Origin of the sequence: Pseudoduganella sp. RAF19 (assembly GCF_052114165.1) — a bacterium.
Lineage (GTDB): Bacteria > Pseudomonadota > Gammaproteobacteria > Burkholderiales > Burkholderiaceae_D > Rugamonas.
The window spans coordinates 109,252-135,325 of sequence record NZ_JBFREF010000008.1; the positions used below are offsets into that span (position 1 = coordinate 109,252).

Annotated in this window: 27 protein-coding genes; 15 read left to right on the plus strand and 12 right to left on the minus strand. The window is 61.8% G+C overall.

The window, feature by feature from the left end:
- The first annotated feature begins 2 nt into the window (after nt 1-2).
- A complete protein-coding gene (locus tag AB4Z19_RS21405; RefSeq protein ID WP_442035940.1) occupies nt 3-1,256 on the plus strand; it encodes an ATP-binding protein in 1,254 nt (417 codons plus the stop codon).
- On the opposite strand, the gene AB4Z19_RS21410 is transcribed toward AB4Z19_RS21405, so the two are convergent.
- Together AB4Z19_RS21410 and AB4Z19_RS21415 are read right to left on the minus strand one after the other, a co-directional pair.
- Nucleotides 1,231-2,544, minus strand: coding sequence for an HD domain-containing phosphohydrolase (locus AB4Z19_RS21410; protein WP_442023590.1), 1,314 nt, complete (start codon nt 2,542-2,544; stop codon nt 1,231-1,233). The two genes, AB4Z19_RS21405 and AB4Z19_RS21410, sit on opposite strands and share 26 nt — an antisense overlap.
- Nucleotides 2,541-4,004, minus strand: a complete 1,464-nt coding sequence (locus AB4Z19_RS21415) for an ATP-binding protein (RefSeq protein ID WP_442023592.1) — start codon at nt 4,002-4,004, stop codon at nt 2,541-2,543. The genes AB4Z19_RS21410 and AB4Z19_RS21415 overlap by 4 nt, the downstream gene beginning before the upstream one ends.
- A gap of 134 nt (nt 4,005-4,138) precedes the next feature.
- Here AB4Z19_RS21415 and AB4Z19_RS21420 point away from each other — a divergent pair, with 134 nt between their 5' ends.
- The gene (locus AB4Z19_RS21420; RefSeq protein WP_442023594.1) at nt 4,139-4,693 is read left to right on the plus strand and encodes a hypothetical protein; all 555 of its coding nucleotides are present in this window, start codon (nt 4,139-4,141) and stop codon (nt 4,691-4,693) included.
- Between the two features lie 189 nt (nt 4,694-4,882).
- The gene (locus AB4Z19_RS21425; protein WP_442023596.1) at nt 4,883-5,242 is read left to right on the plus strand and encodes a hypothetical protein; all 360 of its coding nucleotides are present in this window, start codon (nt 4,883-4,885) and stop codon (nt 5,240-5,242) included.
- Here AB4Z19_RS21425 and AB4Z19_RS21430 read toward each other — a convergent pair.
- The 8 genes from AB4Z19_RS21430 to AB4Z19_RS21465 all read right to left on the minus strand — a co-directional run bounded on the left by AB4Z19_RS21430 (nt 5,239) and on the right by AB4Z19_RS21465 (nt 11,812).
- Entirely contained in the window at nt 5,239-6,267 is a 1,029-nt protein-coding gene (locus tag AB4Z19_RS21430) for a universal stress protein (protein ID WP_442023598.1), read from the minus strand. The two genes, AB4Z19_RS21425 and AB4Z19_RS21430, sit on opposite strands and share 4 nt — an antisense overlap.
- Nucleotides 6,268-6,278: 11 nt before the next feature.
- The gene (locus tag AB4Z19_RS21435; protein ID WP_442023600.1) at nt 6,279-6,650 is read right to left on the minus strand and encodes a TraR/DksA family transcriptional regulator; all 372 of its coding nucleotides are present in this window, start codon (nt 6,648-6,650) and stop codon (nt 6,279-6,281) included.
- Between the two features lie 22 nt (nt 6,651-6,672).
- On the minus strand, nt 6,673-7,095 hold the full coding sequence (locus AB4Z19_RS21440) for a VOC family protein (protein ID WP_442023602.1): 423 nt from the start codon (nt 7,093-7,095) through the stop codon (nt 6,673-6,675).
- A 54-nt stretch (nt 7,096-7,149) separates the two neighbouring features.
- Nucleotides 7,150-7,590, minus strand: a complete 441-nt coding sequence (locus AB4Z19_RS21445; RefSeq protein WP_442023604.1) for a hypothetical protein — start codon at nt 7,588-7,590, stop codon at nt 7,150-7,152.
- Entirely contained in the window at nt 7,587-8,396 is an 810-nt protein-coding gene (locus tag AB4Z19_RS21450) for a hypothetical protein (protein WP_442023606.1), read from the minus strand. The genes AB4Z19_RS21445 and AB4Z19_RS21450 overlap by 4 nt, the downstream gene beginning before the upstream one ends.
- Before the next feature lie 75 nt (nt 8,397-8,471).
- Nucleotides 8,472-9,248, minus strand: coding sequence for a 2-oxo-tetronate isomerase (gene otnI / locus AB4Z19_RS21455; protein WP_442023608.1), 777 nt, complete (start codon nt 9,246-9,248; stop codon nt 8,472-8,474).
- A gap of 117 nt (nt 9,249-9,365) precedes the next feature.
- Nucleotides 9,366-10,814 (minus strand): DEAD/DEAH box helicase, encoded by a 1,449-nt coding sequence (locus tag AB4Z19_RS21460; RefSeq protein ID WP_442023610.1) that lies wholly within the window; start codon nt 10,812-10,814, stop codon nt 9,366-9,368.
- A 215-nt stretch (nt 10,815-11,029) separates the two neighbouring features.
- Entirely contained in the window at nt 11,030-11,812 is a 783-nt protein-coding gene (locus AB4Z19_RS21465; protein ID WP_442023615.1) for an inositol monophosphatase family protein, read from the minus strand.
- A gap of 158 nt (nt 11,813-11,970) precedes the next feature.
- On the opposite strand from AB4Z19_RS21465, the gene AB4Z19_RS21470 reads away from it, so the two are divergent.
- The 10 genes from AB4Z19_RS21470 (at nt 11,971) to AB4Z19_RS21515 (ending at nt 23,375) form a co-directional block, all read left to right on the plus strand.
- Nucleotides 11,971-12,741 (plus strand): RNA methyltransferase, encoded by a 771-nt coding sequence (locus AB4Z19_RS21470; protein ID WP_442035941.1) that lies wholly within the window; start codon nt 11,971-11,973, stop codon nt 12,739-12,741.
- A 202-nt stretch (nt 12,742-12,943) separates the two neighbouring features.
- Nucleotides 12,944-13,459 (plus strand): hypothetical protein, encoded by a 516-nt coding sequence (locus AB4Z19_RS21475; RefSeq protein ID WP_442024763.1) that lies wholly within the window; start codon nt 12,944-12,946, stop codon nt 13,457-13,459.
- Complete coding sequence (locus AB4Z19_RS21480; RefSeq protein WP_442024765.1) at nt 13,456-15,081, plus strand: GMC family oxidoreductase N-terminal domain-containing protein; 1,626 nt, start codon at nt 13,456-13,458, stop codon at nt 15,079-15,081. Before AB4Z19_RS21475 ends, AB4Z19_RS21480 begins: the two co-directional genes overlap by 4 nt.
- A 10-nt stretch (nt 15,082-15,091) precedes the next feature.
- Nucleotides 15,092-15,988 carry an esterase/lipase family protein gene (locus AB4Z19_RS21485; protein WP_442035942.1) on the plus strand — a complete coding sequence of 299 codons (897 nt, stop codon included), beginning with the start codon at nt 15,092-15,094 and terminating at the stop codon, nt 15,986-15,988.
- A gap of 53 nt (nt 15,989-16,041) precedes the next feature.
- Entirely contained in the window at nt 16,042-17,178 is a 1,137-nt protein-coding gene (locus AB4Z19_RS21490) for an ATP-binding protein (RefSeq protein WP_442024769.1), read from the plus strand.
- A gap of 38 nt (nt 17,179-17,216) precedes the next feature.
- Complete coding sequence (locus tag AB4Z19_RS21495) at nt 17,217-20,843, plus strand: EAL domain-containing protein (protein WP_442024771.1); 3,627 nt, start codon at nt 17,217-17,219, stop codon at nt 20,841-20,843.
- Nucleotides 20,844-20,858: 15 nt separating this feature from the next.
- Entirely contained in the window at nt 20,859-21,629 is a 771-nt protein-coding gene (locus AB4Z19_RS21500; RefSeq protein ID WP_442024773.1) for a substrate-binding periplasmic protein, read from the plus strand.
- 62 nt (nt 21,630-21,691) lie between these two features.
- Nucleotides 21,692-22,096: a phasin family protein gene (locus AB4Z19_RS21505; RefSeq protein ID WP_442024775.1), complete on the plus strand. Its 405-nt coding sequence runs from the start codon at nt 21,692-21,694 to the stop codon at nt 22,094-22,096.
- A 47-nt stretch (nt 22,097-22,143) separates the two neighbouring features.
- Nucleotides 22,144-22,809 carry a TetR/AcrR family transcriptional regulator gene (locus AB4Z19_RS21510; protein WP_442024777.1) on the plus strand — a complete coding sequence of 222 codons (666 nt, stop codon included), beginning with the start codon at nt 22,144-22,146 and terminating at the stop codon, nt 22,807-22,809.
- Nucleotides 22,806-23,375 (plus strand): TIGR00730 family Rossman fold protein, encoded by a 570-nt coding sequence (locus AB4Z19_RS21515; protein ID WP_442024779.1) that lies wholly within the window; start codon nt 22,806-22,808, stop codon nt 23,373-23,375. Before AB4Z19_RS21510 ends, AB4Z19_RS21515 begins: the two co-directional genes overlap by 4 nt.
- Here AB4Z19_RS21515 and AB4Z19_RS21520 read toward each other — a convergent pair.
- On the minus strand, nt 23,372-23,875 hold the full coding sequence (locus AB4Z19_RS21520) for a YgjP-like metallopeptidase domain-containing protein (RefSeq protein WP_442024781.1): 504 nt from the start codon (nt 23,873-23,875) through the stop codon (nt 23,372-23,374). The two genes, AB4Z19_RS21515 and AB4Z19_RS21520, sit on opposite strands and share 4 nt — an antisense overlap.
- A 44-nt stretch (nt 23,876-23,919) precedes the next feature.
- Between AB4Z19_RS21520 and AB4Z19_RS21525 the strand changes: the two genes are divergently transcribed.
- Nucleotides 23,920-24,081: a DUF7661 family protein gene (locus AB4Z19_RS21525; RefSeq protein ID WP_442035943.1), complete on the plus strand. Its 162-nt coding sequence runs from the start codon at nt 23,920-23,922 to the stop codon at nt 24,079-24,081.
- A 2-nt stretch (nt 24,082-24,083) separates the two neighbouring features.
- On the plus strand, nt 24,084-24,881 hold the full coding sequence (locus AB4Z19_RS21530) for a hypothetical protein (protein WP_442027667.1): 798 nt from the start codon (nt 24,084-24,086) through the stop codon (nt 24,879-24,881).
- Between the two features lie 12 nt (nt 24,882-24,893).
- Here the strand turns inward: AB4Z19_RS21530 and AB4Z19_RS21535 are convergent, their stop codons facing one another.
- Complete coding sequence (locus AB4Z19_RS21535) at nt 24,894-26,069, minus strand: hypothetical protein (RefSeq protein WP_442035944.1); 1,176 nt, start codon at nt 26,067-26,069, stop codon at nt 24,894-24,896.
- Nucleotides 26,070-26,074 lie beyond the last annotated feature (5 nt).

A 26,074-nucleotide genomic window follows, 5' to 3' on the forward strand; every position in this document is an offset into this window, starting at 1 on the left:
CCATGGAGTTTGAAGACTTCGAATTCTTCACCTCCGAATCCCCGCAGCGGGCTACCGAGCCCGCGTCGCCCCTGCAGCGCCTGAAGTACCTGGTCGATAACACGCCGGCCATCATCTACGCCACCGTGCCGTCGGGCGACTTCAAGATGACTTTCGTCAGCAACAATGCCTTCAATGTGCTGGGCTACCGGCCGGAGGACATGCTGGCGGACCCGAACTTCTGGTTCGACCATATTCATCCCGATGACGCGCCCACGATCGTTTCCAGCCTGGCCAGCATCTTCACGGAAGGCGAGCGCACCTATGAGTACCGCTTTCGCGCCGCCGATGGCCGTTATCTGTGGATGCACGACCAGCTGCGCCTGATCCGCGACGAAGCCGGTGCGCCGCTGGAGGTGATTGGCTCCCTCACCGACATCACCGCGCAGCGCGAGCTGATCACCCAGCTGCGCGAGGCGCATGAACAGCTGCTGCAAGCGGAGAAGATGGCGTCCATCGGCCAGCTGGCGGCCGGCATCGCGCACGAGATCAATAACCCGGTCGGCTTCGTGAATTCGAATATGGGCACCATGGCCTCCTATGTCGGCACGCTGTTCTCGGTGATCGACGCCTACCAGCAGGCCAGCGCCGACCAGCCGGCGGTGCAGGCGCGCGTGCTGCCAGCGCTGCAGCACGCCGACCTCGATTTCCTGAAGGACGACACACGCGCCCTGGTGCGCGAATCCCTTGACGGCCTGCGCCGCGTGCGCGACATCGTGCAGGCGCTGAAAGACTTTTCCCACGTCGGCGAAACGGAATGGCAGATGGCCAATCTGCACCAGGGCCTCGACAGCACGCTGAACATCGCCCACAACGAGATCAAGTTCAAGGCCACGGTGGAAAAGCATTACGGCCCGCTGCCGCTGGTGCGCTGCCTGGCTTCCCAGCTGAATCAGGTGTTCATGAATTTGCTGATCAATGCGGCGCAAGCCATCAAGGATCACGGCGTCATTCGCATCATTACAGGCACGCGTGAGGGCTGGGTGTGGGTGCGGATTCAGGACAATGGCGTTGGCATCGCGCCCGAAAATCTGAAGCGGATCTTCGTGCCCTTCTTCACCACCAAGCCGGTTGGCAGCGGAACGGGGCTGGGGCTGTCGCTGTCCTATGGCATCGTCAACCGCCACGGCGGACATATCGAAGTGATCTCGGAAGTGGGGAAGGGCACAGCCTTCACTGTGCACCTGCCGGTCAGCCCGCCGGGTGCCGCTGCCTGACCCAGATCGGCAAGCGCGCGCCGCTTTTCTTCTCGAAGTCCTGCACTTGCTGGATCATGCGCGCATCGAGCGTGTGGTCGGCGGCCAGCAGCATCAGACCATCGCGGCTCACCAGGTCGCGCGCCAGCACCATGCCGGGCATCAGCTCGCCGGAAAGAAGCTCCACGCCATTCGGCTCCTCGCCGGCCGGCGTGCCGCCATCGATGATCTGGCGGAAGGCCATCACCACGGCCGGGTCATAGCGCTTGCCGCTGGCGTCTAGAATCAGGGACTTTGCTTCCTCAGCCTTCACATGGCGCTGCACCAGCGCGCCTTGCTGCAGATTGTAGTAATCGGTTGCCAGCGCCAGGATGCGCGCGCCCATGGGAATCGCAAAGCCGATCAGACGGTCCGGATGGCCATTGCCGTCGAAGCGCTCCATCTGCGAGCGCAGAATGGATGCCACACCGTGCAAGTCGTTCAGCGGCATCAGCAGGTGCTCGGCAAACAGGGGATGTTTGCGGTACTGCGCCAGCTTCTCGCCTTGCAGCAGGGTGACGGGCGTCTTCAGCATCTCGTCCGAAAAGCCGATGCGGCCTAGGTCATGCAACAGCGAGGCGATGAACACGTCCTGCACTTCCCTGGCATCGAGCTTGAGCTGAATGGCGATCTTGCGCGCCAGATCGGCCACCTGGCGCGCGTGGCCGGGCAGGCTGCTGCCGCGCATTTCAACGATGCCCGACAGGATCTTGATCGTGGTGAGGAAGTTTTGCTTCAGCTTTTCGTTGGCCGAGACAGCGGCATCGTGGGCCAGCTTGAGTTGACGGGTGCGTGCCTCCACCTTCTGCTCCAGCGAGTGGTTCAGCTCCACCAGCTCCGCGTGCTGACGCCTGGTGAGTGCCTCCAGCTCGTGGCGTTCCAGCGCGTGGCGTACCACCAGCAGGATATCGTTGTCGTCCCAGGGCTTGGTGATGTAGCGGTAGATCTCGCCCTTGTTGATGGCGTCGAGGATGGATTGAATATCCGAATAGCCCGTCAGCAGCAGGCGCACCGTGTCGGGCCAGCGCTCGCGCACCTTGGCGAGAAAGCGCGCGCCGTCCATTTCGGGCATGCGCATGTCCGAGATCACCAGATCCACCGGCTCGCTCTCCAATACCTGCAAACCCTCCGCGCCGCTTTCGGCGGTCAGCACCCGGTAGCCCTTGCCGCGAAACAGGCGGCGCAGCGAGGACAGAATATTCGGCTCATCGTCCACGCACAGCAAGGTGGACGAACTGGCTTCGGCGGCGCTTGGCGCGGCAGAATTCATGGGCGAGTCTCCTGTTCGGGCGGGTGGCGGATCGGCAGCGTGATACGGAAGCAAGTGCCTTTGCCGGGCGTGGAATCCACTTCGATGCGGCCATGGTGTTTCCGGATGATGCCGTAAGCCAGCGAGAGCCCGAGTCCGGTCCCCTTGCCCACGGGCTTGGTGGTAAAGAAGGGATCAAAGATGCGGCCCAGGTTTTCCTGTGCGATGCCGCTGCCGTTGTCGCTGACGGTCAGCCAGACGTTCTCGCCTTCGCGGCCGGTGCACAGCTTGATGCTGCCACGCTGCGCACCAATGGCCTGTGCCGCGTTGACCACCAGGTTCATCACCACCTGATTGAGTTGCAGGGGCAGGCATTCGATGTCGGGCAGGTCGCCGTATTCGCGCACCACTTCGGCGCGGTACTTCACTTCGTTGGCCACGATATTTAGCGTCGAATCGATGCCCTGATGCAGATTGGCCCACACCCAGTCCTGCTGGGTATCAAGGCGCGAAAAGTCCTTCAGGTCCTGGACGATGTGGCGCACGCGCACGATGCCTTCCTTCGATTCCTGCATCAGCGAGGGGATGTCTTCGCGCAGGAAGCCCAGTTCGACCTGGTGCCGCATGGAACGCAGGCGCTCGGCCACTTCCGGCGACGCGATGCTGCCTTCGGCTTGCTGGTAGGCGTCCAGCATGGCGAAGAGATTATCCAGATAGCTTTGCAGGGTGCCGAAGTTGGAAAAGATGTAGCCGATCGGATTGTTGATTTCGTGCGCCACGCCGGCGGCCAGCTGGCCGATGGACGCCATCTTCTCCGACTGCACCAGCTGCTGCTGGGCCTTGCCAAGCTGTTCGTTGAGGTCGGTGAGTTCCACGTTGCGGCGGCGCAGTTCATCTTCGGCCTGCTGGCGCTGGCGGATGTCTTCCTCCAGCTTGGCGTTGAGTTCCGCCAGCTGCGCGGTGCGTTTGAGAACCACATGCTCCAGCGTGTCATGGGCGCGGCGCAATTCGTTTTCCGCCACGCGCCGCTCGGTCACGTCGCGCAGGCTCTGGATGGCGCCCACCAGTTCGCCGTTGGGGCCGCGCAGCGGTGCGGCGGTGAAGTTCAACCAGTGGCCGGCCTCGCCGAGATTAGGGAAGAAGTCTTCCGCCTCGTAAGCGCCGGAAATCAGGGCGGAGTGCTTGTGTTTGCCGCGGTAGTAATCGTCATCCGCCGGATCGACGCCGGAAACGATCAGGTCGGCCAGCAAGGGACGCGGGCGGGCGTAGAACGCTTGCCAGTGCTTCGTTGTGCCGACCATTTCGGCGGTGCTCCAGCCCAGCAAGTGTTCGCAGGCTTTATTCCAGTGCGTCACCACATGGTCGGTGCCGATCACGAAAGTCGCTACCGGATGTCCGTCCAGCAGTTCGGACAAGGCGATGGCCGTTGGCTGCACGGCCGTCTGGAGATCGTCCGGACTTTCGTTATAGAAGCTACTCATGGCAAAGTGGCATCTTATTTGGAATTTTTATTATACGGCTGTCATCGCCAAAAGGGCTGTGTGCGTCCGCGTACAGTGCGCAACGGGTGGGCACGGCAAGCTGGGGGCATTTTTCACTCTGGCAGGAGAGCGATATGAGCAAAATCATCGCAGCCCATCTACAGTTGCAAGACGAAATTGACCGTGCGCGCGAATCGCTGCGCGCGGCCGGATTTGCGGACGATCGCATCAGCAGCTTTTATGTGAACACCCAGGGTCAGCACGCCGTCATCCCTCTCGGCGGCGATCGCGATAATTCCCCCGGCGCCAAGGAAACCCCGGCCGGTGTGGGTGAAGGCGTGGCGGCAGGCGCCGCCATTGGCGCGGCACTGGGCGCGGCGACCATCCCCCTGACCGGCCCGCTTGGTCCGGCGCTGGGGGGACTGGTGGGCGGGCACGTTGGTTCGCTCTACAGTTTCTCCCACATGAAGGATGCGGGAGAGAAAGAGGAGGGCGGCAGCGTCGCCAACCAGGTTGAGCCGCGCAAGGCCGGCATGATGATTGCGGTCGCGGTGGACGACCAGACTGAACAGCAGGCCATCGATATTTTCCGCCAGTTGGGTACGCACCACATCGAGCGCGCAGACGGACACATCGAGAACGGTGACTGGAAGGATTTCGCCGTATTATCGGTTCCGCAGTGGGTGTGAAGTCTGTTGCGGCCCACTAACACTGTCCTGAACTAAAGTAATTGCCGGTAACGAGAGTTGCTACAATAAAGTGAGCATCAGGCGTCATTGAACCGCTTGGACTAGACGCAGATCAACAGCCCTGGAGTGCTGACCAGTACATTATCTGCCAGAAGACTGCATACGCTTTTTTGAAGAGGGAGAGCGTCAATGACACAGGCATGGGTATTGCTCACGCGGCCGGATGGCCGTGATGTATCGGCCCCGACGGAAGCCCAGCTTGCCGCGGCCCTGGCAGAAGTGTATGGCGGCAAAATTGCCGCCCCCGACGGCACGCCCGGTTCGGCGGTGCTCAAGTTCGGTTATGACGATGGCTTGATGTACCAGGTCGAAGTCGCCACGGGCGGCACCGTACGTTTCGAAGAATGGTCGGACCGCGATTGCGAAATTGCGCTGGCCAGCCCGCGCCATATGTCCTGCGGCCAGGACGATGCTTTGCAGTTGTGGAAGCTGCTGGCGCAGCGCCAGGTGGCCAAGATCCGCAGCCTGCCCTGGCTGTCCGAGGATTAATGCGACAGCAGCACCGGTAAGGTCATTGCATCGAGCACGGTGCGCGTGACGCCGCCCAGCAGGGATTCGCGGAAGCGCGAATGTCCGTACGCCCCCATCACCAGCAAATCGCAGCCGCGCTCGCCAGCCAGTGCGAGCAGGTGCTCCCCCACATTGCCGGGACGCTTCAGCAAGCCCTGGCGCTCCGACTGCTGCAGCACCAGTTGCGCGTGAATGCCGTGGCGCTCCAGCCAGGCCTGCACTTCGCTGCCTGGCGGATCGCCATAAATGCCGGGGCGTTCCTCCGCATCGAAAATCGCAATCGTCACGCTCTCTGCGCGCAGCAGCAGGGGCAGGGCGTCGTCCAGCGCACGCGCGGCTTCCTTGCTGGCGTTCCAGGCGGCGAGGATGTGGCGGCCGGGCGCCGGTCCGCCCGCGCTGGCCAGACCGGCCGAATCGACCGCAATAGCGGACGAAGTGCGCGCGCTGTAAGGCAATATCAATACCGGTTTGCCTGAACCGCTCAGCACTTCGGCCGGCACATCAGGGCCGCCGCGCTGCTGGGGCGCGGACTGGCCGATGACGACCAGATCCGCATGGCGGGCCATCAGGCTGATGCCGGCGCCGGGCTCATCGTCCAGCACGCGCTGCTCGAAAGATTGCACGCCAACGTGGCGCAGGCGGGGCGCGAATTCGGCCAGTGCGTGGGCTGCGCGCTCGCGCAGCACGTCGAGATGGCGGACCAGGTTGGGATCTTCTTCATCCACCGTTTCGCCCTGGTACAGGAAGCGTGAAATGCCGGTGGTGGACACGCCGATCACATGCGCGCCCTCCTGCAGCGCAAGTTCGGCCGCCATCAGGATGCGCGCCGCCGAATGGGGCGCCTCATCAGCATGCACGAGAATGGTCTTGTAGCCCATGAGGCCATTATAGGCCGTGCGCCAGAACCGCTGCGCACGCTGGCACAGAACCGCTGCGCACGCTGCCACAGGACCGCGCCCGTGACGCATCATATCGCGCCCGTGACGCATCGTAGGGCGGGTCATTGACCCGCCACCTAGCGGATAGCCTTCTCCAGCCTGGTCTGGCAAGCAATGCACAGACCCGCCTCAGGGCGCGCGTTCAAGCGCGAGAACGGAATCTCCGCGTCGCAGTTCTCACACAGGCCGTAGCTGCCATCCTCGATCTTGGCGAGCGCGTGGCGGATACAACTGAGCTGATTGAGCTTGTGTTCATCAGCCTCCAGTTCCAGCTGATTCAGCGTGCGATTGCTGGCGCTATCGGCCGGCGAGGTTTCGATTTCCTCGACCGCCTGGGCACGCGTGACGATGCCCTCGACGCGGTCGCCGAGCTGGTTCAGCAGCGCGACTTTGCGCTGCTCCAGTGCTGCCTGTAACGACGCAAGCTGTTCTGGCGTCAATCCATTCATGGCGGCCCCCCCGCGGGCAGATTTACTGTTTTAGCGTACTGTCGGTCATGACCATCCAGGGCGCACCGAACTGGTCAGTGACCATGCCGAAGCTGCTGGCCCAAAACGTCTGGCCGAGCGGCATGATGATCCTGCCGCCGCGCGCGAGGGCGTCGAAGATGCGCTGGGTTTCCGCATCCGTGGGCGTGGACAGCATGATGGAAACACCTTGCATGCCGTGATAAGGGACGTGCGGCGGACAATCGGACGCCAGCAGCATATTGCCGCCTACCATCAACGACGCGTGCAGGGTCTTGTCCTTCCAATCCTCGGGCACGTCGGCTTCCGCCGGACTGCCCCGGAAGGGCCGGATCATGAGCTCGGTAGCACCGATATGTTCCCGGTAATACTCGAACGCTTCCCTGCAATTGCCGCCATACGTCAGGTAGGGGGTAAGTTGCGCCATGGTAGGTCTCCGAATTTTGTTGTCCGGAAGACCATTGTATGCCTGCTGCGGAGTTTATGCACTCCTGTCATCATGCAGTGCTGCGAGGTGGGTGCGCAGGTTCTGCAACGGGTCGGCCAGATGCTCGGGGCGCATGGCCACCACTGCAGCGGCCACGCCCAGCAAGTCGGCCGTGATGTCGGCCAGATCCTTCATCACGTCGATGCGGCGGATGGTGAGACGGGTCTTGGCCGCCAGGTCCAGCAGCTCCTGGCGCGTGGCACCCATGCCCTGCAGCGAGACGGTGGCGGCATCGATATACAGGCTGTTGGCCTGCTGGCGCAGCGCGACTTCGTTCTCGAACAGAGCCTGGGCAGCGCCTTGCGACAGCCCGCCCTGCATGGGCTGCTGGCGGCGCAGGGCGCGCATCAGGCGGGAATGCAGTTCGTCGGCGCAGGCGGACAGGCTGTCGGCCAAAGCTTCCAGGTCTTGCGGCAGGCTGGCGGTCAGGCTCATGGACGGGCTCCTTGCAGTGCGGCGGTTGGCGTGCCGGTTTCAATGGCGGGGGCTGCTGGATCGAGGGCGCGATAGAGCGCCAGGTGTCGCTCACGCAGATCATCCACGTGTTTTGCTGCAAGCGTGTGACGCAGGCTGATCAGGCGATATTCGGTGGTTTTTTCCTGCTGGTGGGACTTGGCCAGCGCCGCCAGCAGGCGGTCGTGGGGATCTTCGGCAAAAGGAATTTCCGATTCCAGCATCCCCATCACGATGCGTTCTTCGTTTTCATTATTTTTGCTGAAGTAGCGTAGCAGGGTGTGCATGGCATCCAGCGCATCCTGCAGTGGCTGGTAGCCTTCGCGCAGCAGGGCTTGCACCGCTTTGTCCTGCTCACGCGTGCCCGCTGCGCGCAGCAGGAGCCGCGAAAGCGCGTTGTAGGCGTTGACGTGGCGCTCTTCCAGACCAGTGCCGGGCCAGGCTTTGATGCTGGTGGCCATTGCCTTGTTTTCGGCGCTGAAGTCGTAGCGTCCGTGCGCGGCCAGCTCACCCAGCGCGTGAAGATAGCTGCTGACGGCGTCGTGCAGCGCGATGAAATCGGGATAGGCTTCGTGGCGCTTGATGTCGATCACCCGCTCGCGCGCCTCGGCTTGCGGCGAGAGATAAGGCTGCTCGCGTTTGTAGGTATCGCGGAAGCGCGCGCTGAGATCGACGAAGCCGGCCAGCTTGGGCGCCTGGTCGGCAAAGTCGCGCACCTGATTGAGCCGCGCGTTGCTGGCGCAGCCGCTCAGGGCCAAAAGCAGGGTGAGCAGGACGATGGGACGCATGGCGACCTCCATGACAGAGATCCCATCTTGATCCTGCTGCGGCCGGCGGCGTTTGCGCCAGCGCAAAGATGCGGTTCAGGCCGTGCGTGGCAGCCAGCCCAGGCTGGCTTCAGTGCTGGCCGATGGTATGTACTCGCAACCGATCCAGCCGCCGTAGCCGAGTTCATCGAGCAGGCGGAACAGGTGAGGGTAGTTGATTTCGCCCGTGCCCGGCTCGTGGCGGCCTGGCGTATCAGCCAGCTGCATGTGGCGGATATGCGGCAGGCAGGCGCGGATCGTGTTGCTCAGCTCGCCTTCCATGCGCTGCATGTGATAGATGTCGTATTGCAGGCCGAGATTGGGGCGCGCCGCTTCGGCCAGAATCTCCAGCGCCTGCCGGGAGCCGTTCAGGAAGTAGCCGGGAATATCGTAGCTGTTGATCGGCTCGATCAGCACGTCGATGCCGTGCGGCGCGAACTGATCGGCGGCGTACTGCAGGTTGGCGATGTAGGCTTCCCGTGCGCGTTCGGGCGCGAGGCCGCCAGGCAGGATGCCGGCCATGCAGTGCACGCGCGGGACCTTCAGTTCGGTGGCATATGCCAGCGCGGTGTGAATGCTGGCTTTGAATTCGTCGACGCGGCGCAGATCGCAAGCCATGCCGCGCTCGCCCGCATTCCAGTCGCCGGGCGGCGTGTTGTGCAGCACGAGTTGAAGCTGATGACGTTGCAGGCGCTCGGCGATATCGTCGGCGTCGAAGGCGTAGGGGAAGAGGAATTCAACGGCGTCGAAGCCGGCGTTGCGGGCTGCTGCAAAGCGCTCGATGAAGGGCACTTCGGTGAACAGCATGGACAGATTGGCGGCGAATTTCGGCATGGCTCAGCATGCTACCACGACAGGGCTATGCGCTACGTCGAAGCAAAGAAGAACCCACGGCAGATGCAGGTGTCAGCCACATCGTGGCTGACACCAGGTTTCGGCCGTGGGTGTTGCTTAGCGTCCGCCGGCGCGCGGGCCGTTGCGTGGGCCGCTCGGGCGCGGACCCGCAGGGCGCGGGCCGTTGCGGCGGATGCCGTCCACCGGACCTGCCGCGGAACGCGGTGTGCCGTTGCTGCCGTTGGCCGCGCGCTGGCCGCCGTTGGAGCGCTGGCCACCGTTGCCGCCACTACCATTGGCACGCTGCTGGCCGTTGCCACGTCCACCGCCATTGCCACCGCCGCCGTTCGGGCGTGGATTGCGGTGATGGCCGGTACCGCTGCGCAGCTGGATCGGTTGTGCTTTCGCGTTCGGGTCCGGCTCGAAGCCCGGAATCACTTCGCGTGGCAGCGATTGCTTGATCAGGCGCTCGATATCGCGCAGCATGACGTGCTCGTCCACGCACACCAGCGACACGGCTTCGCCCGTCGCACCAGCGCGGCCGGTGCGGCCGATACGGTGCACATAATCTTCCGGCACATTCGGCAGGTCGTAGTTGACCACGTGCGGCAGCTGGTCGATGTCGATGCCGCGCGCGGCGATATCGGTCGCAACCAGGCACTGCAGGGTGCCGTCCTTGAACTCGGCGAGGGCGCGGGTACGGGCGCTCTGGCTCTTGTTGCCGTGGATGGCCATGGCATTGATGCCGTCCTTGCCCAGCTGCTCGACCAGCTTGTTGGCGCCGTGCTTGGTGCGGGTGAACACCAGCACCTGCGTCCACTTGTGGGTGCGGATCAGGTGGGACAGCATCGGATGCTTCTTGTCGCGGTCGACCGGGTGGATCTTCTGCGCGATGACTTCCACGGTGGAATTGCGGCGTGCGACTTCGATGGTGGCCGGCTTGTCCAGCAGGCCATCGGCCAGCGCCTTGATCTCGTCGGAGAAAGTAGCGGAGAACAGCAGGTTCTGGCGCTTGGCCGGCAGGGCAGCGAGCACTTTGCGGATGTCGCGGATGAAGCCCATGTCCAGCATGCGGTCGGCTTCGTCCAGGATCAGGATCTCGATCTTGTCCAGGTTGACGGTGCCTTGGGCCAGGTGGTCCAGCAGGCGGCCCGGTGTGGCGACCAGGATGTCGACGCCGTGCTTCAGCAGTTTGATCTGTGGATTGATGCTCACGCCGCCGAAGATCACCGCCGAATTCAGGCGGGTGTGCTTGCCGTACATCTTTACGCTTTCCTCGACCTGGGCCGCGAGTTCGCGGGTCGGGGTCAGGATCAGGGCGCGGATCGGTCGTGGCGACGTGTTATTGGTCAGCTTGATGCCGAGAGCGTCGGTGGAGAGGCGGTGCAGCACCGGCAGGGTAAAGCCTGCGGTTTTGCCGGTGCCGGTCTGGGCACCCGCCAGCAGATCGCCACCGTTCAGCACCGCAGGGATCGCCTGCGTCTGAATCGGGGTCGGCGCCGTGTAGCCGGTTTCGGTCACGGCACGGACGATCGCCTCGGACAAACCAAGTTGGGAAAAGGACATAGTTAATTCTTAAAAATGGATGTATTGCCGAGTGGCAACTCATCAGTCAGTATAGCAGCAATCTGGGAATAATTGACGTGCGGAAACAACAGAAAATGGGGACGTAACACATTTTCAAGTTAAATGTGTTACGTCCCCATTTTCTGAAACCCAGGGCGAACCCCAGGTGGCAGGCACATCGTGCCTGCCACCGGTCTTTGCCGTGGGTTCTTAAATCAGGCGAATTCGGCCAGCAGAGGCACCATCTGGCCAAAGACTTTCGGGCTGGCGGCGATGATGTGGCCGGTATTCATATAGTTGGACTCGCCATTGAACTCGCCGGCGATGCCGCCAGCTTCCGTTACCAGCAGGGCGCCGGCGGCGATATCCCAAGGTTTCAGGTTCTTCTCGTAGTAGCCGTCCAGGCGGCCGCATGCCACGTAGGCCAGGTCCAGCGACGCGGCGCCGGCACGGCGGATGCCGTGCGAACGCTCAGCCATGATGGTGAACATCTTGGCGAATTCGGCGATGGCGGCCGGGCTGCCTGGCTTGTAGCCCGAAGCCAGCAGGGCGCCGCTGATGCGGTCCAGCTTGTTCACGCGGATGCGCTTTTCGTTCAGGTAGGCGCCGGCGCCCTTGGTGGCGGTGAACAGGTCGTTGTGCACAGGATCGTAGACGACGGCCTGGGTCACCACGCCTTTTTGCTGCAGGGCGATGGAGATGGCGTACTGAGGGAAGCCGTGCATGAAGTTGGTGGTGCCGTCCAGTGGATCGATGATCCACACAAACTCACTCTCGTCGTTCACAGTGCCCGTGATGCCGGATTCTTCGGCGAAGATGGCGTGGCCCGGATACGCACCCAGCAGCACTTCGATAATGGCCTGCTCGGCGGCCTGATCAACGTCGGTAACGAAATCGTTATGTTGCTTTTCCGTTACGTTGACGCGGTCCAGGTCGAAAGAGGCGCGGTTGATGACGGCGGCGCCACGGCGCGCGGCCTTGATGGCCGTATTGAGCATTGGGTGCATACTAGCTTCCGTAAAATAGGCAATACCGCCCGCGGCAGCGCTTCGCGCTTCCGGCGACGGTTTGTGAACAAGAGTGAGAAAGAACGGTGCGCCGCTGGGAGAGGTACAATTGCCGCCCCGTTTGCCAACGCAGAATTCCGCTATTTTAAATGAAGCTGACCGAATCCGCACCTTCCCTGTTTTCCCGGCTGCGCGTCGTGCTGGTGGAAACCAGCCGTCCCGGCAATATCGGTTCGGTGGCGCGGGCCATGAAAACCATGGGCTTTTCGGAACTGGTGCTGGTCAATCCACGCTTCGAAGGCGCGCTGCAGCACGAGGAAGCGGTGGCTTTTGCCAGCGGGGCGCAGGATATCCTGGCATCGGCGCGCATTGTGGAATCGATGGCGGAGGCGCTGGATGGCATCAACTTCGCCGCAGCGGTTTCGGCGCGCTTGCGCGAGTTCTCGCCGCCGGTGCAGTCGCCGCGCGAGGTGGGCGAGCATGTTGCGGCGGATGAGTCATTGCGTGCCGCGCTGATCTTCGGCAACGAACGCTTCGGTCTGCCCAACGACATCGTGCAGCAGGCCAATGTGCTGGTGAATATTCCGGCCAATCCTGAGTATTCTTCGCTCAATCTGGCGCAGGCGGCGCAGGTGCTGGTGTATGAATGCCGCATGGCGGCGCTGGCGGGGCAGCGCGCCGCGACCGATGTGGGCTTCCACGGCGAAACGGCCAGCCTGGCGCAGATCGAGGGCATGTACGAGCACCTGGAACAGGCGCTGGTGGAAGTCGGCTTCCTCGACGCCAGCAACCCGCGCAAGCTGATGCCCCGCCTGAAGCGCATGTTCTCGCGCACCGGCCTGGAAACGGAAGAAGTCAATATCCTGCGCGGTATCGCCCGCCAGATTATCGCGCGCAGCAAACCCAAAGCTAACCCCTAGTGGCAGGCGCGCCGCGCCAGCCACTTTGGTACGCGCCGCATCTGCCACTTTGGTACGCGTGCCGCATCGGCCATTTTGGTACGCGGCGTCTAGCCGGTGGCTGGCACATCGTGCCTGCCACCAGCAGTTAGAGGTTTTCCTCTATTACGAATCCCCGCACGAACGTACACTTTTGTGACTAAAAATATCACAAGGGGAGACCATGCAACGCAGATCGTTTCTGAAAGCGGGGCTGCTGGGGGCGCTGGCGCTGGCCGCGGGCGGCGCCGTCTATCGCCAGCTGCATCCGCCAATCCTGCAGCGCTATGCGATGGACGACAACGCGCGCACCATTGTGGCCGCCCTGGTGCCGGCCATCGTTGGCCCGGTGCTGCCGCAGGACACAGCGCAGCGTAAAGCCGTTCTGGATGGCGCAGTGGACCGCGTCGCCGGCGCCATAGCCGGCCTGCCGCTGCCCACGCAAAAAGAAGTCGCCGATCTGTTTGCATTGCTCTCGCTGGCGCCCACGCGCCATCTGCTGGCCGGTATCCGCAACTGGCGCGAAGCCACGCCGGAGGAACTGGCGGACTTCCTGCAAAGCTGGCGCACGCATCGTCTCGGCCTGCTGCAAACGGCTTATCACGCGCTGCACGACCTGGTGCTGGGCGCCTGGTATGCCGACCCGGTGAGCTGGGCGGCCATTGGCTATCCCGGTCCGCTGAAGGAGCTGAGCGCATGACGAGCCCAATCCCAGATCCAATCACCGCCGGCCTGGCCTCCGGCTGGAAAGTCATCGACGCCTCAGCACTCGACAAGGACCTGACGCTCGATGCCGACGTGGTCATCGTCGGCAGCGGCGCCGGTGGTGGCGTCACGGCCGAAATCCTCAGTCTGGCCGGGCTGCGCGTGGTCATCGTGGAAGAGGGCGCGCTGAAATCCTCGCGCGACTTCAAGATGCGCGAGGCCGACGCCTATCCCCAGCTTTACCAGGAATCGGCCGCGCGCAAGTCCAAGGACAAAGCCATCAACATTCTGCAGGGCCGCACCGTGGGCGGTTCGACCACCGTCAACTGGACTTCCAGCTTCCGCACGCCGCCCGACACGCTGTCCTGGTGGCAGAACCGCTATGGCCTGAAGGACTACAACGTTGCCGCGCTGGCGCCATGGTTCCAGCTGATGGAAGAGCGCCTGCACATCGCCGACTGGCCGACGCCGCCCAATGCCAACAATGGCCTGCTGGGCGAGGGGGCGCAAAAGCTGGGCATCTCCTTCGGCCATATTCGCCGCAACGTGAACGGCTGCTGGAATCTGGGCTACTGCGGCATGGGTTGTCCGACCAATGCCAAGCAATCGATGCTGGTGACGACCATTCCGGGCGCGCTGTCGCATGGCGCCACGCTGCTCACGCGCGCCCGCGCCGAGCGTTTCGCCTTGCAGAATGGCCGTGCAGAACGCCTCGATTGCAGCGCGCTCACTGCCGACGGCATCGAATCCAACGGCCGCCGCATCACGCTGAAGGCCAGACACTTTGTGGTGGCGGGCGGCGCGATCAACTCGCCCGCGCTGCTGATGCGCTCCGGCGCACCCGACCCGCATGGCTTGCTGGGCAAACGTACTTTCCTGCATCCGGTGGTGGTATCGGCGGCGACCTATCCGCAGCCGGTGGAAGCCTACTCCGGCGCGCCGCAGACCGTGTATTCCGACCACTTCCTGCACACTGGTCCGGTGGACGGACCGATTGGCTACAAGCTCGAAGTGGCACCCATGCATCCGCTGATATCAGCCACGACCATGGCGGGATTCGGCGCAGCCCATGCGGCCCTGCTGCACAAGTATCCGCATGTGCAGGGCATGCTGGCGCTGCTGCGCGATGGTTTCCACGATGGTGCGCAGGGCGGCGCGGTGGAGCTGCGCAGCGATGGCTCGCCGGTGGTGGACTATCCGCTCACCGATTACGTGTGGGATGGCGCGCGCCGCGCGCTGCTGACGATGGCAGAGATTCAGTTCGCAGCCGGCGCCAATGGCGTGTCGCCGGTGCACGAACTGGCGCAGACCTATACCAGCTGGAACGAAGCCAGACAGGCCATCAGCGCGCTGCCGATGCAAAAGCTGATCACGCGCGTGGTATCGGCGCACGTGATGGGTGGCTGCATGATGTCGGCAGATGATCGCAACGGTGTGACCGATCCAAAAGGGCGTTATCACGGCGTTACGAATCTTTCAGTACATGATGGTTCGTTATTCCCGACCTCGATCGGCGCCAATCCCCAGCTGTCGATTTACGGTATCGTAGCGAGGCTGGCCAGTGGTCTGGCCGAGGATCTGACGGGCCGTCCTGCGCCAAGGCCTGTCGCGGCATAGGAGAGGGCAGGTGGTAGCACGCGTACTTGCAGTGATCATGGTCGTCCAGCTGGTGGCGGCGGGACTGTTCTGGTATCTGTTCTCACGCTGGATGCCGCTCGACGTCGCGCTGGTGCTGGCGATCGTGATCGTGCTGCTGGTACGTATGATCATCACCGCCAACAACTTCCGTCTTGCCGCGCGCATGGGCAGCGCGCCGCCCGATGAGCACAAGCTGGACCTGTTCGGCCGCTTGCGCCTGTTCCTGGATGAATATTCGTCCACCATGCTGACCACATCGTGGAATATGCTGCGCCATCGGGAGCGCATGCATATCGCAAGCAATCCGCGCGGGACGCCGGTACTGCTGATACACGGGTATGGCGCCAATGGCGGCTTCTGGGCGCACCTGAGCGGCATGCTGGAGCATGAGCGCATCAGTCACACCACCGTCAATCTGGAGCCGATGACCGCGTCCATCGACGACTACGCGGCCCAGGTCGAGCGTGCCGTGCAAGCCTTGCGCAAGGCGAGCGGAGCGCACAAAGTTGCAATTGTGGGACACAGCATGGGCGGCCTGGTAGCGCGGGCCTGGCTGCGCCGCCACGGTGCAAGCGATGTGGCGCGCGTGATTACGCTTGGCACTCCACATCATGGAACGGGACTCGCCAGCATGGGCGTTGGCAACAACGCCAGGCAAATGCAGCTTAGTTGCGAGTGGCTGCAGCAGCTGGAAGCCTTTGACCGCGAGCAGCGTGGCCTGTTCACATCGATCTATTCTTATCACGACAACATCATCGCGCCGCAGACTTCCTGCCATCTACCGGGTGCGAAAAATATCCCATTTGGTGGAATAGGCCACGTGGCACTGGGCCGCCATCCCGCCATTCTGCAGCGTGTTGTTGCGGAGATTCTGTCGATCCCTTAGACTGTCTTTCAGGAAAGCCCTAAGGCAGGTACTTACTTTCTGAAAGCTGTACGATGGCGACAGAGTTCGGTAAGCTGGATCACAAGGATACGCAAGACGCAGAAGTGCGGTTCGGCAGCTTGCTGGAATCCGTGCCGGATGCGGTCATCATGGCCAATGCACACGGCCGCGTGGTGCTGGCCAATAGTCAGGCCGATATGCTATTCGGGTATGCGCGCGGCGAGCTGCAAGGCAAGCTGCTGGAAGAATTGATGCCGGCGCGTTTTCGTGCGATGCATGAATCGCACCGCAATGGCTATGCGCGCCAGCCGAGTGTACGGCCGATGGGCGCTGGCCGCGAGCTGTATGGCCTGCGCAAGGATGGCCATGAATTTCCGGTCGAAATCAGCCTGAGTCCTGTCGCGACCGGGCAAGGCACGCTGATCATGAGCGCGATCCGCGACATCAGCGAACGTAAGCGCTTCGAGCAGGCGCTGCATGAAAAGAATCTGGAACTGTCCCGCGCCAACCAGGCCAAGGACCGCTTTCTGGCGAATATGTCGCATGAACTGCGAACGCCACTCAACGCCGTGATCGGCTTTACTGGAACGCTGCTGATGCAGTTGCCCGGCCCGGTCAATGCGGAACAGGAAAAGCAGCTGCGCACCGTGCAGTCCAGCGCACGCCATCTGCTCTCATTAATTAACGACTTGCTGGACCTGACCAAGATCGCATCCGGAAAAGTGGAACTGCATCCTGAGCCGGTCAACTGCCGCGCCGTGATTGAAGAACTGGCGCTGGTGTTCCGGCCGCAGGCGCGGCAAAAAGGCCTGGTGTTGCAGTTCCGTGCACCGGCTGATCCGGTGACGCTGCGCACCGACCGCCGCGCGCTGCAGCAGATCCTGATGAACCTGATGAACAATGCGATCAAGTTTACGGATTCCGGCGAAGTCAATGTCGTGCTGGAGAAATCGATGAAACACGCGCTGATCAGCGTGACAGATACGGGCGTTGGGATCGCCCAGCATCACCAGGACAAGCTGTACCAGGCATTCACCCAGATCGACCAGGGGACAACGCGGCAATTCGAAGGCACGGGCCTTGGCCTGCATCTGAGCCAGCAACTGGCCGGACTGCTGGGAGGCAAAATCAGCTGCTCCAGCCAGCAGGGCAAAGGCAGCATATTCGTGCTCTCACTGCCGCTGGAATAGGGGATACTCTCGTGAACGAATCTATTAGGAGCGCCAACGTGTCAGCCCGCATCCTTATCATCGAAGACAACCCCACCAATATGGAGTTGATGGTGTACCTGCTGCGCGCTTTCGGCTATCAGCCATTGATGGCGCACGATGGCGAAGAAGGCGTTGCCGCAGCAGGCCGCGAAAAACCGGACCTCATTATTTGCGATGTGCACCTGCCCAAGCTGGATGGCTACGGCGTGGTGTCGCGCCTGAAGCAGGACCCGGAACTGAAAGCCATTCCCACGCTGGCGGTGACCGCACTGGCCATGGTGGGCGACCGCGAAAAACTATTGGCGGCAGGTTTTGACGGCTATATCGGCAAGCCGATCGAGCCGGATACTTTCGTCACACAGATCGAGTCTTTTTTACCCGGGGAGATGTCGCCCCGAGGTGAAAACGACATCGCCACGATTCTGATTGTCGATGACCATGTGCTGAATCGCGAATTCCTCATGACCTTGCTGGGCTACAGCGGCCACCGGCTGCTGGAAGCATCCAGCGGCATCGATGGTTTGAAGGTCATGGAAACGGAACGTCCGGATCTGGTGATCTCGGACATTCTGATGCCGAATATGGACGGCTACGAATTCGTCAGCCGCATGAAGGCCAATCCGAAAACTGCGGACGTACCCATCATCTTCTACACCGCGACCTACCGCGAGCGGGAAGCGATGGCGGTGGCGGAAGCCTGCGGTGTGCGCTGGGTCTTGCCGAAACCTTCCGATCCGGACGTGATTCTGAAAACGGTGCATGAAGCGCTGGGTGTGGCGGAGCAGGAAGAAACCGTGCCGGCCTTTGCGCCCGAGCCGCCGTCCGAGAACCGGCTGGTGGATATCGAGAACAAGGTCGCCGAGTATCTCGATGAACTGGAATCGAGCAGCCAGCTGATTACACACCTTGCCACCAATGGTGAAGTAAAGGAGTCCGAGCCGGAGCATCTGACGCAGATGACGCAGCGCCTGTCGCGCTCCCTCTCCAGCCTGCAGGCGGTGAGCTTGCGTTTGACATCGCTGATTGAACTGGGGATCGATCTGGGCGCCGAACGTGATCCGCAGGCGCTGATCGAAATCGGCGGCCGCGTGGCGCAGAATATTTGCGTGTCGCGCTACGCCTGCATTGGCGTGCTGGAACCGGCTGCGGAAGAGATGAGCTTTTTCGCGACGTGCGGCACCAGCGAACAGGCGTCCGTGATTGCGGAGACCCCGCGCGCCGGCATACTGAACGCTTTGCTGGAGCAGCGCGTGCCGGTGCGCATGAGTGAACTGCCGGGACCTGCGACCGAAATTGGCCTGCCGGAGCGCCATCCTCCGGTGCATTCCTTCCTCGGCGTGCCGATTGCCTCGCGCGAGCGTGTGCATGGCTGGCTGTATCTGGTGGATAAGCTGGGCGCGAGCGAATTCAGTGAAGTCGATGAGCGCGTGGCGTCGACCGTGGCGGCGCAGATCGCGGTCGCTTACGAAAATCTGCTGCTGTATGACGAGATCCGCCGTCACCACGCCCAGCTGCAGCTGGACATGAATGCGCGCATCCGCCTGGATGAAGACTTGCGCCGTTTCCGTCTCGCGATGGATGCGACCGCCGACGGCATCTTCCTGGTGGACCGCGCGAACATGTGCTTCATCGACGTGAACGTGACAGCCTGCCGCATGCTGGGCTACGAGCGCGACGATTTCCTGCGCGTGGGGCCGAACAAGTCCACCATTCCCGATCTGGTGCCGCTGGAAGATCTGTACGACAAATTGCTGGCCGGTGATCAGAGCGGCGCCATGGCAGAACTGCTCCTGCAGTGCAAGGACGGCAGTTCGCTGTCGGTGGAAGTGCAGCGCCGCACCCTGCGTTCGGGCCAGAACTGGATTCTGGTGGCGGTGGCGCGCGACATCACGGAGCGCAAGGAAGCCGAGAAGCGCTTGCTGAAACTGGCCCACTTCGACACCTTGACCAATCTGCCGAACCGCAGCCAGTTCTACGATTCGCTTGCGCATTCGCTGAAGCAGGCCGGTGAGCACAACTGGGCGCTGGCCGTGCTGTTCATCGACATGGACCGCTTCAAGAATATCAACGACACGCTGGGCCATACCATCGGCGATGAGCTGCTGATTCAGTTCTCCAGCCGCCTGGTGGATTGCCTGCGTGTGCGCGACACCATTGGCCGTTTCGGCGGCGACGAGTTCGCAGCCATCCTGATGCTGCCGGAGGGCGCGCAGAACGCGATTGCAGTCGTCGACAAGATTCGCGAAGCGATGCGCCATCCCTTCGACCTGAAAGGGCATGAAGTCACGGTGACCGCGTCCATCGGTATCTCCGTGTTCCCGGATGATGGCACCGATCCCGATACCCTGATCCAGTACGCCGACACGGCCATGTACCGCGCCAAGGAAGCCGGCCGCGATGCCTTCCGCTTCTTCACCGCGGAGATGAACGCGCAATCGCTGGCGCGGCTCGATATGGAAAACGCGCTGCGCCGCGCGATCGACAACGAAGAATTCGTGCTGTACTTCCAGCCGAAAGTGCATATCGCCACGGGCCGCATCAGTGGCGCCGAGGCGCTGATCCGCTGGCAGCGCCCGGGGCATGGCATGGTGTCGCCGGCCCTGTTCATTCCGCTGCTGGAAGAGACGGGGCTGATCGTGCGCGTCGGCACTTGGGTGATTCACGAGGCTTGCCGCAAGATCGCGGAGTGGAACCGGTCCAAGACGGGCGCGGTGCATTTGTCGGTGAACGTGTCCGGCATTCAGTTCTTCGTGGGCGGACTGGAAGAAGAGGTGATGCGCGCCATCAAGGAGCACGATATCGCACCGGAGCTGCTGGAACTGGAGCTGACGGAAAGTTCGCTGATGTCCAATGCCGAGGAAACCATCACGGTGCTGCAGAACCTGAAGGCGCTGGGCATCAAGATTTCCATTGACGATTTCGGCACCGGCTATTCTTCGCTGGCTTACCTGAAGCGCTTCCCGATCGACAAGCTGAAGATCGATATCGCCTTCGTGCGTGAAGTGACCAGCAATCCGGACGATGCGGCGATTGTGCTGGCCATCATCAATATGGCGCACAGCATGAAGCTGAAAGTGATCGCGGAAGGTGTGGAGAAGGACGCGCAACTGTCCTACCTGCGCCGCCACGATTGCGATGAGATGCAGGGCTATTACTTCAGCCGCCCCGTACCGGCCGAGGAATTCGAACTGATGCTGCGTGAAGGCCGCCACTTGCAAGCGCCGGTGGACGAGAGCATCGTCGATCAGCAAACCTTGCTGATTGTGGACGACGATGCCTTCATGCTCGATGTGCTGAGCGATTTCCTGGCGCAGGACGGCTACCGCATCCTCACCGCACAAACAGCAGCGGAAGGCTTTGATGTTCTTGCCCGGCATAGGGTGCAGGTGATCTTGTGCGACCAGTGCATGCCCATGATGAGCGGCACGGAGTTCATGGAGCGGGTGAAGAACCTGGCGCCGGACACCTTCCGCATCATGCTGTCGGCCTATGCGGACCTGACGCCGATCATGGCGGCCATCAACCATGGCGCCATCGACCGCTTCTACACCAAGCCCTGGAAGGGCGCTGTGCTGCGCGAGAATATCCGCGAGGGATTCCGCCTGCACAGCCAGTTGCGCGCGACCGCACAGGTCGCAGCATGATGCGCGAGGCTGGCCATGTACTCCCCATGGCTGGCCGGTCTGCTGCTGTCGACGGTCATGGCTTGCAGCGTGGCAGCCGAGGAGGGCTTGCGCATCCTCGCGATGGAGAACAAGCCGCTTAGCTTCCGCAACGGCGACCATGCGGATGGCATGCTGATTGAACTGGTGGATCAGCTTCAGTTGCGCATCGGCGTGCGCTCGGAAGTCGAATTGCGCACGCTGGCGCGCGCCATCACCATCGGCAATGTCACGCCCAACGTGATGGTAATGCCGCTGGCGCACACGGCGGAGCGCGACCAGCACTACACTTATGTCGGCCCGATCTTCGTGGCTTATGTCGGCATTTTTGCGCTGAAGGAGAGGGCGCAGGAACTGCATGCCATGGGCGACGATATCCGCAAGCTGCGCGCGGGCGCGCGCCGCGGCTCCATATTTATCGAGCAGGCGCGCCGGCAGGGATACAACGTGACGGACGATCCGGTATCCAGCGAAACGGCCGCGCGCATGCTGATGCTGAAGCGTTTCGACCTGTGGTTCGATGGCGAAGAGCTGGCCGGTCCGGCGCTGGAGCATGAGGGCTACAAGCGCGAGGACGTGGAAGAGATCAAGCGCGCGGGCGCCTTCAACGCGTACTTTGCCTTCTCGAATGGCACGCCCGAATCCACCATCAAGGCCTGGGCCGACGCGCTGCGCGAGATGAAGCGCGACGGTACGTTCCAGCGCATCTACCACAAATGGATGCCGGGCTACCCTTTGCCACAGGAAGAAGTGGCGCGCAATCACTAGCTTTAGATGCCGTCTTCTAGATTGTCTCGATTACAATAAACGGACATTCGAGGAGAGAGTAAATGGCCAAGAAGACCAAGACTCAGGAAAAGAGCGAGGACCATATGACCAAGGCCGTGCGCTCATCCGCGAAACAGATCTGGCAGGCGGGCCTGGGCGCATTCACCGACCTGCAGCAGCGCACACGCGGCGTTGCGGGCGATAAGGCAGGCCATGTCGAGGAAACCGTCAACACGCTGGAGCAGGTGTTCCAGGAGCGCGTGACGCGGGCGCTGGAATCGATCGGAGTCCCCATGCGCAAGGAGATTGACGCGCTGACTGCCCGGGTGGAAGAGCTGAGCCGCGAGGTGGAGGCGCTCGGCGGCAAGCCCGCCAAGAAGCCTGTGGCGGCCAGGCCGGCGGCAAAAAAGCCCGCTGCGAAAAAAACCACGGCAAAAAAGACCGCATCCCGCAAGCCTGTTGCCTGACGCTCAACAATGATATCCTTGCAGGGGTGCCAATAGAGACCCCTGCCATGCAACAAAAAGCTCCTAGACGAACCCGCGAACGCATTCTGGAACTCTCGCTGCGCTTGTTTAACGAGTTCGGTGAGCCGAATATTACGACCACCGTGATCGCGGAAGAGATGAACATCTCGCCCGGGAACCTCTACTACCATTTCCGCAACAAGGACGATATCGTCAACTCCATCTTCGTCCAGTTCAAGGCGGAGGCAGAGCGCATGCTGCAGGTGCCCAGTGGCCGCCGCTCGAATATCGAGGACGTGTGGCTCTACCTGCACCTGATGTTTGAACTGATCTGGCGCTACCGCTTCTTCTACCGCGACCTGAACGATCTTCTGTCGCGCAACCGCAAGCTGGAACTGGAGTTCAAGGAACTGCTGGCCCACAAGATCAAGGTGGCCAAGAATCTGTGCGTCGACCTGCGCACGGAAGGTTCGCTGGAAGCCAGCGATATGGCCATCGACGCCATGAGCGTGAATATGGTGGTGGTGGCGACGTATTGGCTGTCCTATGAATTCGTGCGCAATCCGCGCAAATACTCGGAACAGCAATCGATCGCCGATGCGCTGGCGCGCGGCTGCTATCAGGTGCTGTCGCAGATCGGCCCTTATCTGCGGGGCGAAACCAGCGTCCTGTTCCAGAAACTGTCTGAAGAATATTTGAAGAAGCTGAAATGAAATCGATTTGTGTGTACTGCGGCGCCAATGCTGGCGTCACTCCGCTCTACGCGGAAGGTGCGCGTGGCCTGGCAGCCGCGCTGGTGGAACAGAATCTGGGCCTGGTCTATGGCGGCGGCAACGTCGGCCTGATGGGCGTGATTGCGGACGAAGTGCTGCGCCTGGGCGGCGAAGTGACGGGCGTGATCCCCACCGCGCTGATGGAGCGCGAAGTAGGGCACACCGGCCTGACGCGCCAGTTCATCGTCAAGGACATGCACGAACGTAAAGCCATGATGGCCCAGTTGTCGGATGGTTTCATCGCCATGCCGGGCGGGATGGGCACGCTGGAAGAACTGTTCGAGATGCTGACCTGGTCGCAGCTGGGCATTCATTCCAAGCCGGTCGGCCTGCTGAATGTGGACGGCTTCTACAACCACCTGGTTCAGTTCATCGGCCACGCCAGCGAGCAAGGCTTCATCCGCCCGCAGCACGCGGCGCTGATGATGGTGGAAGAAGTCCCGCAGAAGCTGATTGAACGCCTGCGCGAACCGCGTCCCGAAAACGTGGCGAAGTGGATTCGCTAAGCCCAGAGCTTCTGGCCGCTTGAGAGATCGAGCTGCGTGAGGTAAAGGCGCACATCGAACTCATACTGGTGGTAGTTGGGCTCCATGTAGGTGCACAGCTTGTAGAAGGCCTTGTCGTGCTGCTTTTCCTTCAGGTGCGCCAGCTCGTGTACTGCGATCATGCGCAGGAATTCCAGCGGCACGTCCTTGAACATGGTCGCCACGCGGATCTCGTGCTTGGCCTTCAGCTTGCCGCCCTGGACGCGTGAGATGGCCGTGTGCAGGCCAAGAGCGTGATTGATCACGTGGATCTTGCTGTCGTAAGCCACCTTGTCGATCGGCGCGGAACTGCGCAGGTATTCCGTCTTCAGATCCTGGACGTAGTCATACAGTCCACGATCCGTGCGGATATCGTGAGCTTTCGGATAACGTTTCACTAGCACTTCGCCGAGGCGGTCCTGATCGATCAGGAGCTGAACCTGCTGCAAAGTCTGTTCGGAATAGGCGCTGAGGTATTTCATGGAGGCGCGAATGGTATCACGACGCGGCTTTGCGGAGGTCTGACATGAAGGAATTGAGATTCAAGATATTGGGTTCGCTGATCGCCAGCAGCGGCGCGCCGGGCGCGTGGAAAGTCTTCTATCCCGGCGCGGAAGGCAAGCGCGGGCCGGCAGACTTCGTGGTGCCTGCCGAGGTTGCAGAGCAGCCGCAATTAATAGTGGAGTGAAGATGAAGTTTGCAACGCCGGTCGGTATCAATGAGCTGCACAGGAGCGATGTCAATATCGCCAAAAAGCCCTATTTCTACAATGACGCCGGTGTGCCGAAGTACCTGAGCAAGCTGCCGCCGCGTGTTAAGCCACTGCAGCCGGCGGCCGTCGATCCGGCTATCGCAATGGGCAATGAGTACGTTGTGGCCGACATATTGGGTGTCAGGAAAAACGCGAAGTTCGGCACCGAGACACAGTTTGGCATCGGCGCGAAGGAAGTGGTGTTCGAACCAATGTGGGCGACGCGCGATGTCGCCGCAGCGTTTGGCATTACGCTGATTGAGCCGGGGCAGGCGATCAGGATTGAAAGCCCGGTGCCCAAATTGCAGCACATCGATTACGAATACGGCGTGTTCGCAGGCCACTGGTCGCCGTACCAAAAAACCGGAGACCAGCTGCTCAGCGTCGTCTGCACCGACCTCGAACACCACGACTTCCCGCACGTCTTCGCGTCGATCGATCCCTGGCAGCCGCTGGTGACATCCGTCGGCCGCTACTGGCCGAAGCTGGGCAAAATTCGCCTGGCCGACCTGTGGGTACCGCGAGGCTGCGCGCTGTATATTCCGCCGATGCCCTCGTCGCCGGATGCCGAGTGCATCGATCTGCACAACAACCGCAACTCCGCACGCGCGTGCTGGGGCGATATCCGCCAAAACAGCATCGTCACGGAGACGCTGTTGCTGGACAAGGGCGGCTACTTCTACTGGTACTGGAACGCGATACCCACTGTCCATAGCCGCCCAGCCGACGTCCGCTGACGCTCCCGAATTTTAGTGGCCCATCAGGTCGTTCCATTGCGGGAGGAGGACGATGCTGTTGGGATTGAGGCCGGCGTTCTTGAGCGTGTCCATGCTCGCCACTGCAGTACCGCTTTGCAGGTCGACCACGGTCACAGCACCATCACTCATTCCGGGAAGATTCAGTAGCGCGTTCTGGACGAAGGCGTATTTGCCGTCCTTCGTGAAGGCGACGTGGTGGGCGCCCTCGGCGGCGGGGATGGATTTCACCAGCTTCGGTTCGCCAACCTTCGACGAGATGTCAAAGATGTGCAGGTGCCCAGGTTTGGCGGTCGTCACATACATGCGCGAACCGTTCTTGTTGAAGTAGATTTCAAGCGGTACGCCAGCTTTCAGGTCGGCGAAGTCATAGGCCTGGGCGACTTCGAAATCTTTTTTCTCGGGCTTCCAACTTGCGGTCCACAAGGTGCCGCCATACATATTGGTGACGTAGGCGATTGCGGGCCTTGCGTTCGGTACGAACAGAATCTCCACTGGTGCTTCACCGGCGGGCGAGGCTTTCTTCGATACCTTGTAGGTGCCGAGCACTTTGCCAGTGCTGGTTTCGACGGCGCTGATGACTTCTCCGGCGTCGCCAAGATCGGATGCTCGCACCGTGGAGGTCAGCAGCGTGCGGTCGGCGGCGCCTGATACGGCCAGGCCGTGCGGATAAGGTGCTGCAACCTTGATCGTTGATAGCACTTTATTGGTCTGCACATCGCCGACCACCATGCTCTGCGTACCCATGCAGCTCACGTACCAGTGCTTGTGATCGGGCGAGAAGGCAACGTCCTCGCCGACATTGCAAGTCGGTATGCTCACCGTTTGCATGGCGTAGTCTTTCGACTTCATGTCCATCACGCGCAGTTCGGGCTTGCCGAGCGCAGTAACATAGGCCTTGCTCATATCGTGGTTGTAGAAGATGTGGTGGGCCACGAGATCTGCGGGCAGGGGAATGTCCTTGACGATTTTTCCGAAGGACTTGGAATGCGGATCGACATCGACTATCGCGATGCCTTCCTTGCGTGCTGCCGGAGCGACTGGATTCTTGAGGGATTTGAGCGACTCAGGAGACTTGGTTTCGTAATTCATCATCGCCAGAATTTCGGCGCTTGCCCAGCCGTGGAAGCACAGGCCAAAGGCGAGGGGAAGCAGGGACCGGATGCGCATGATTC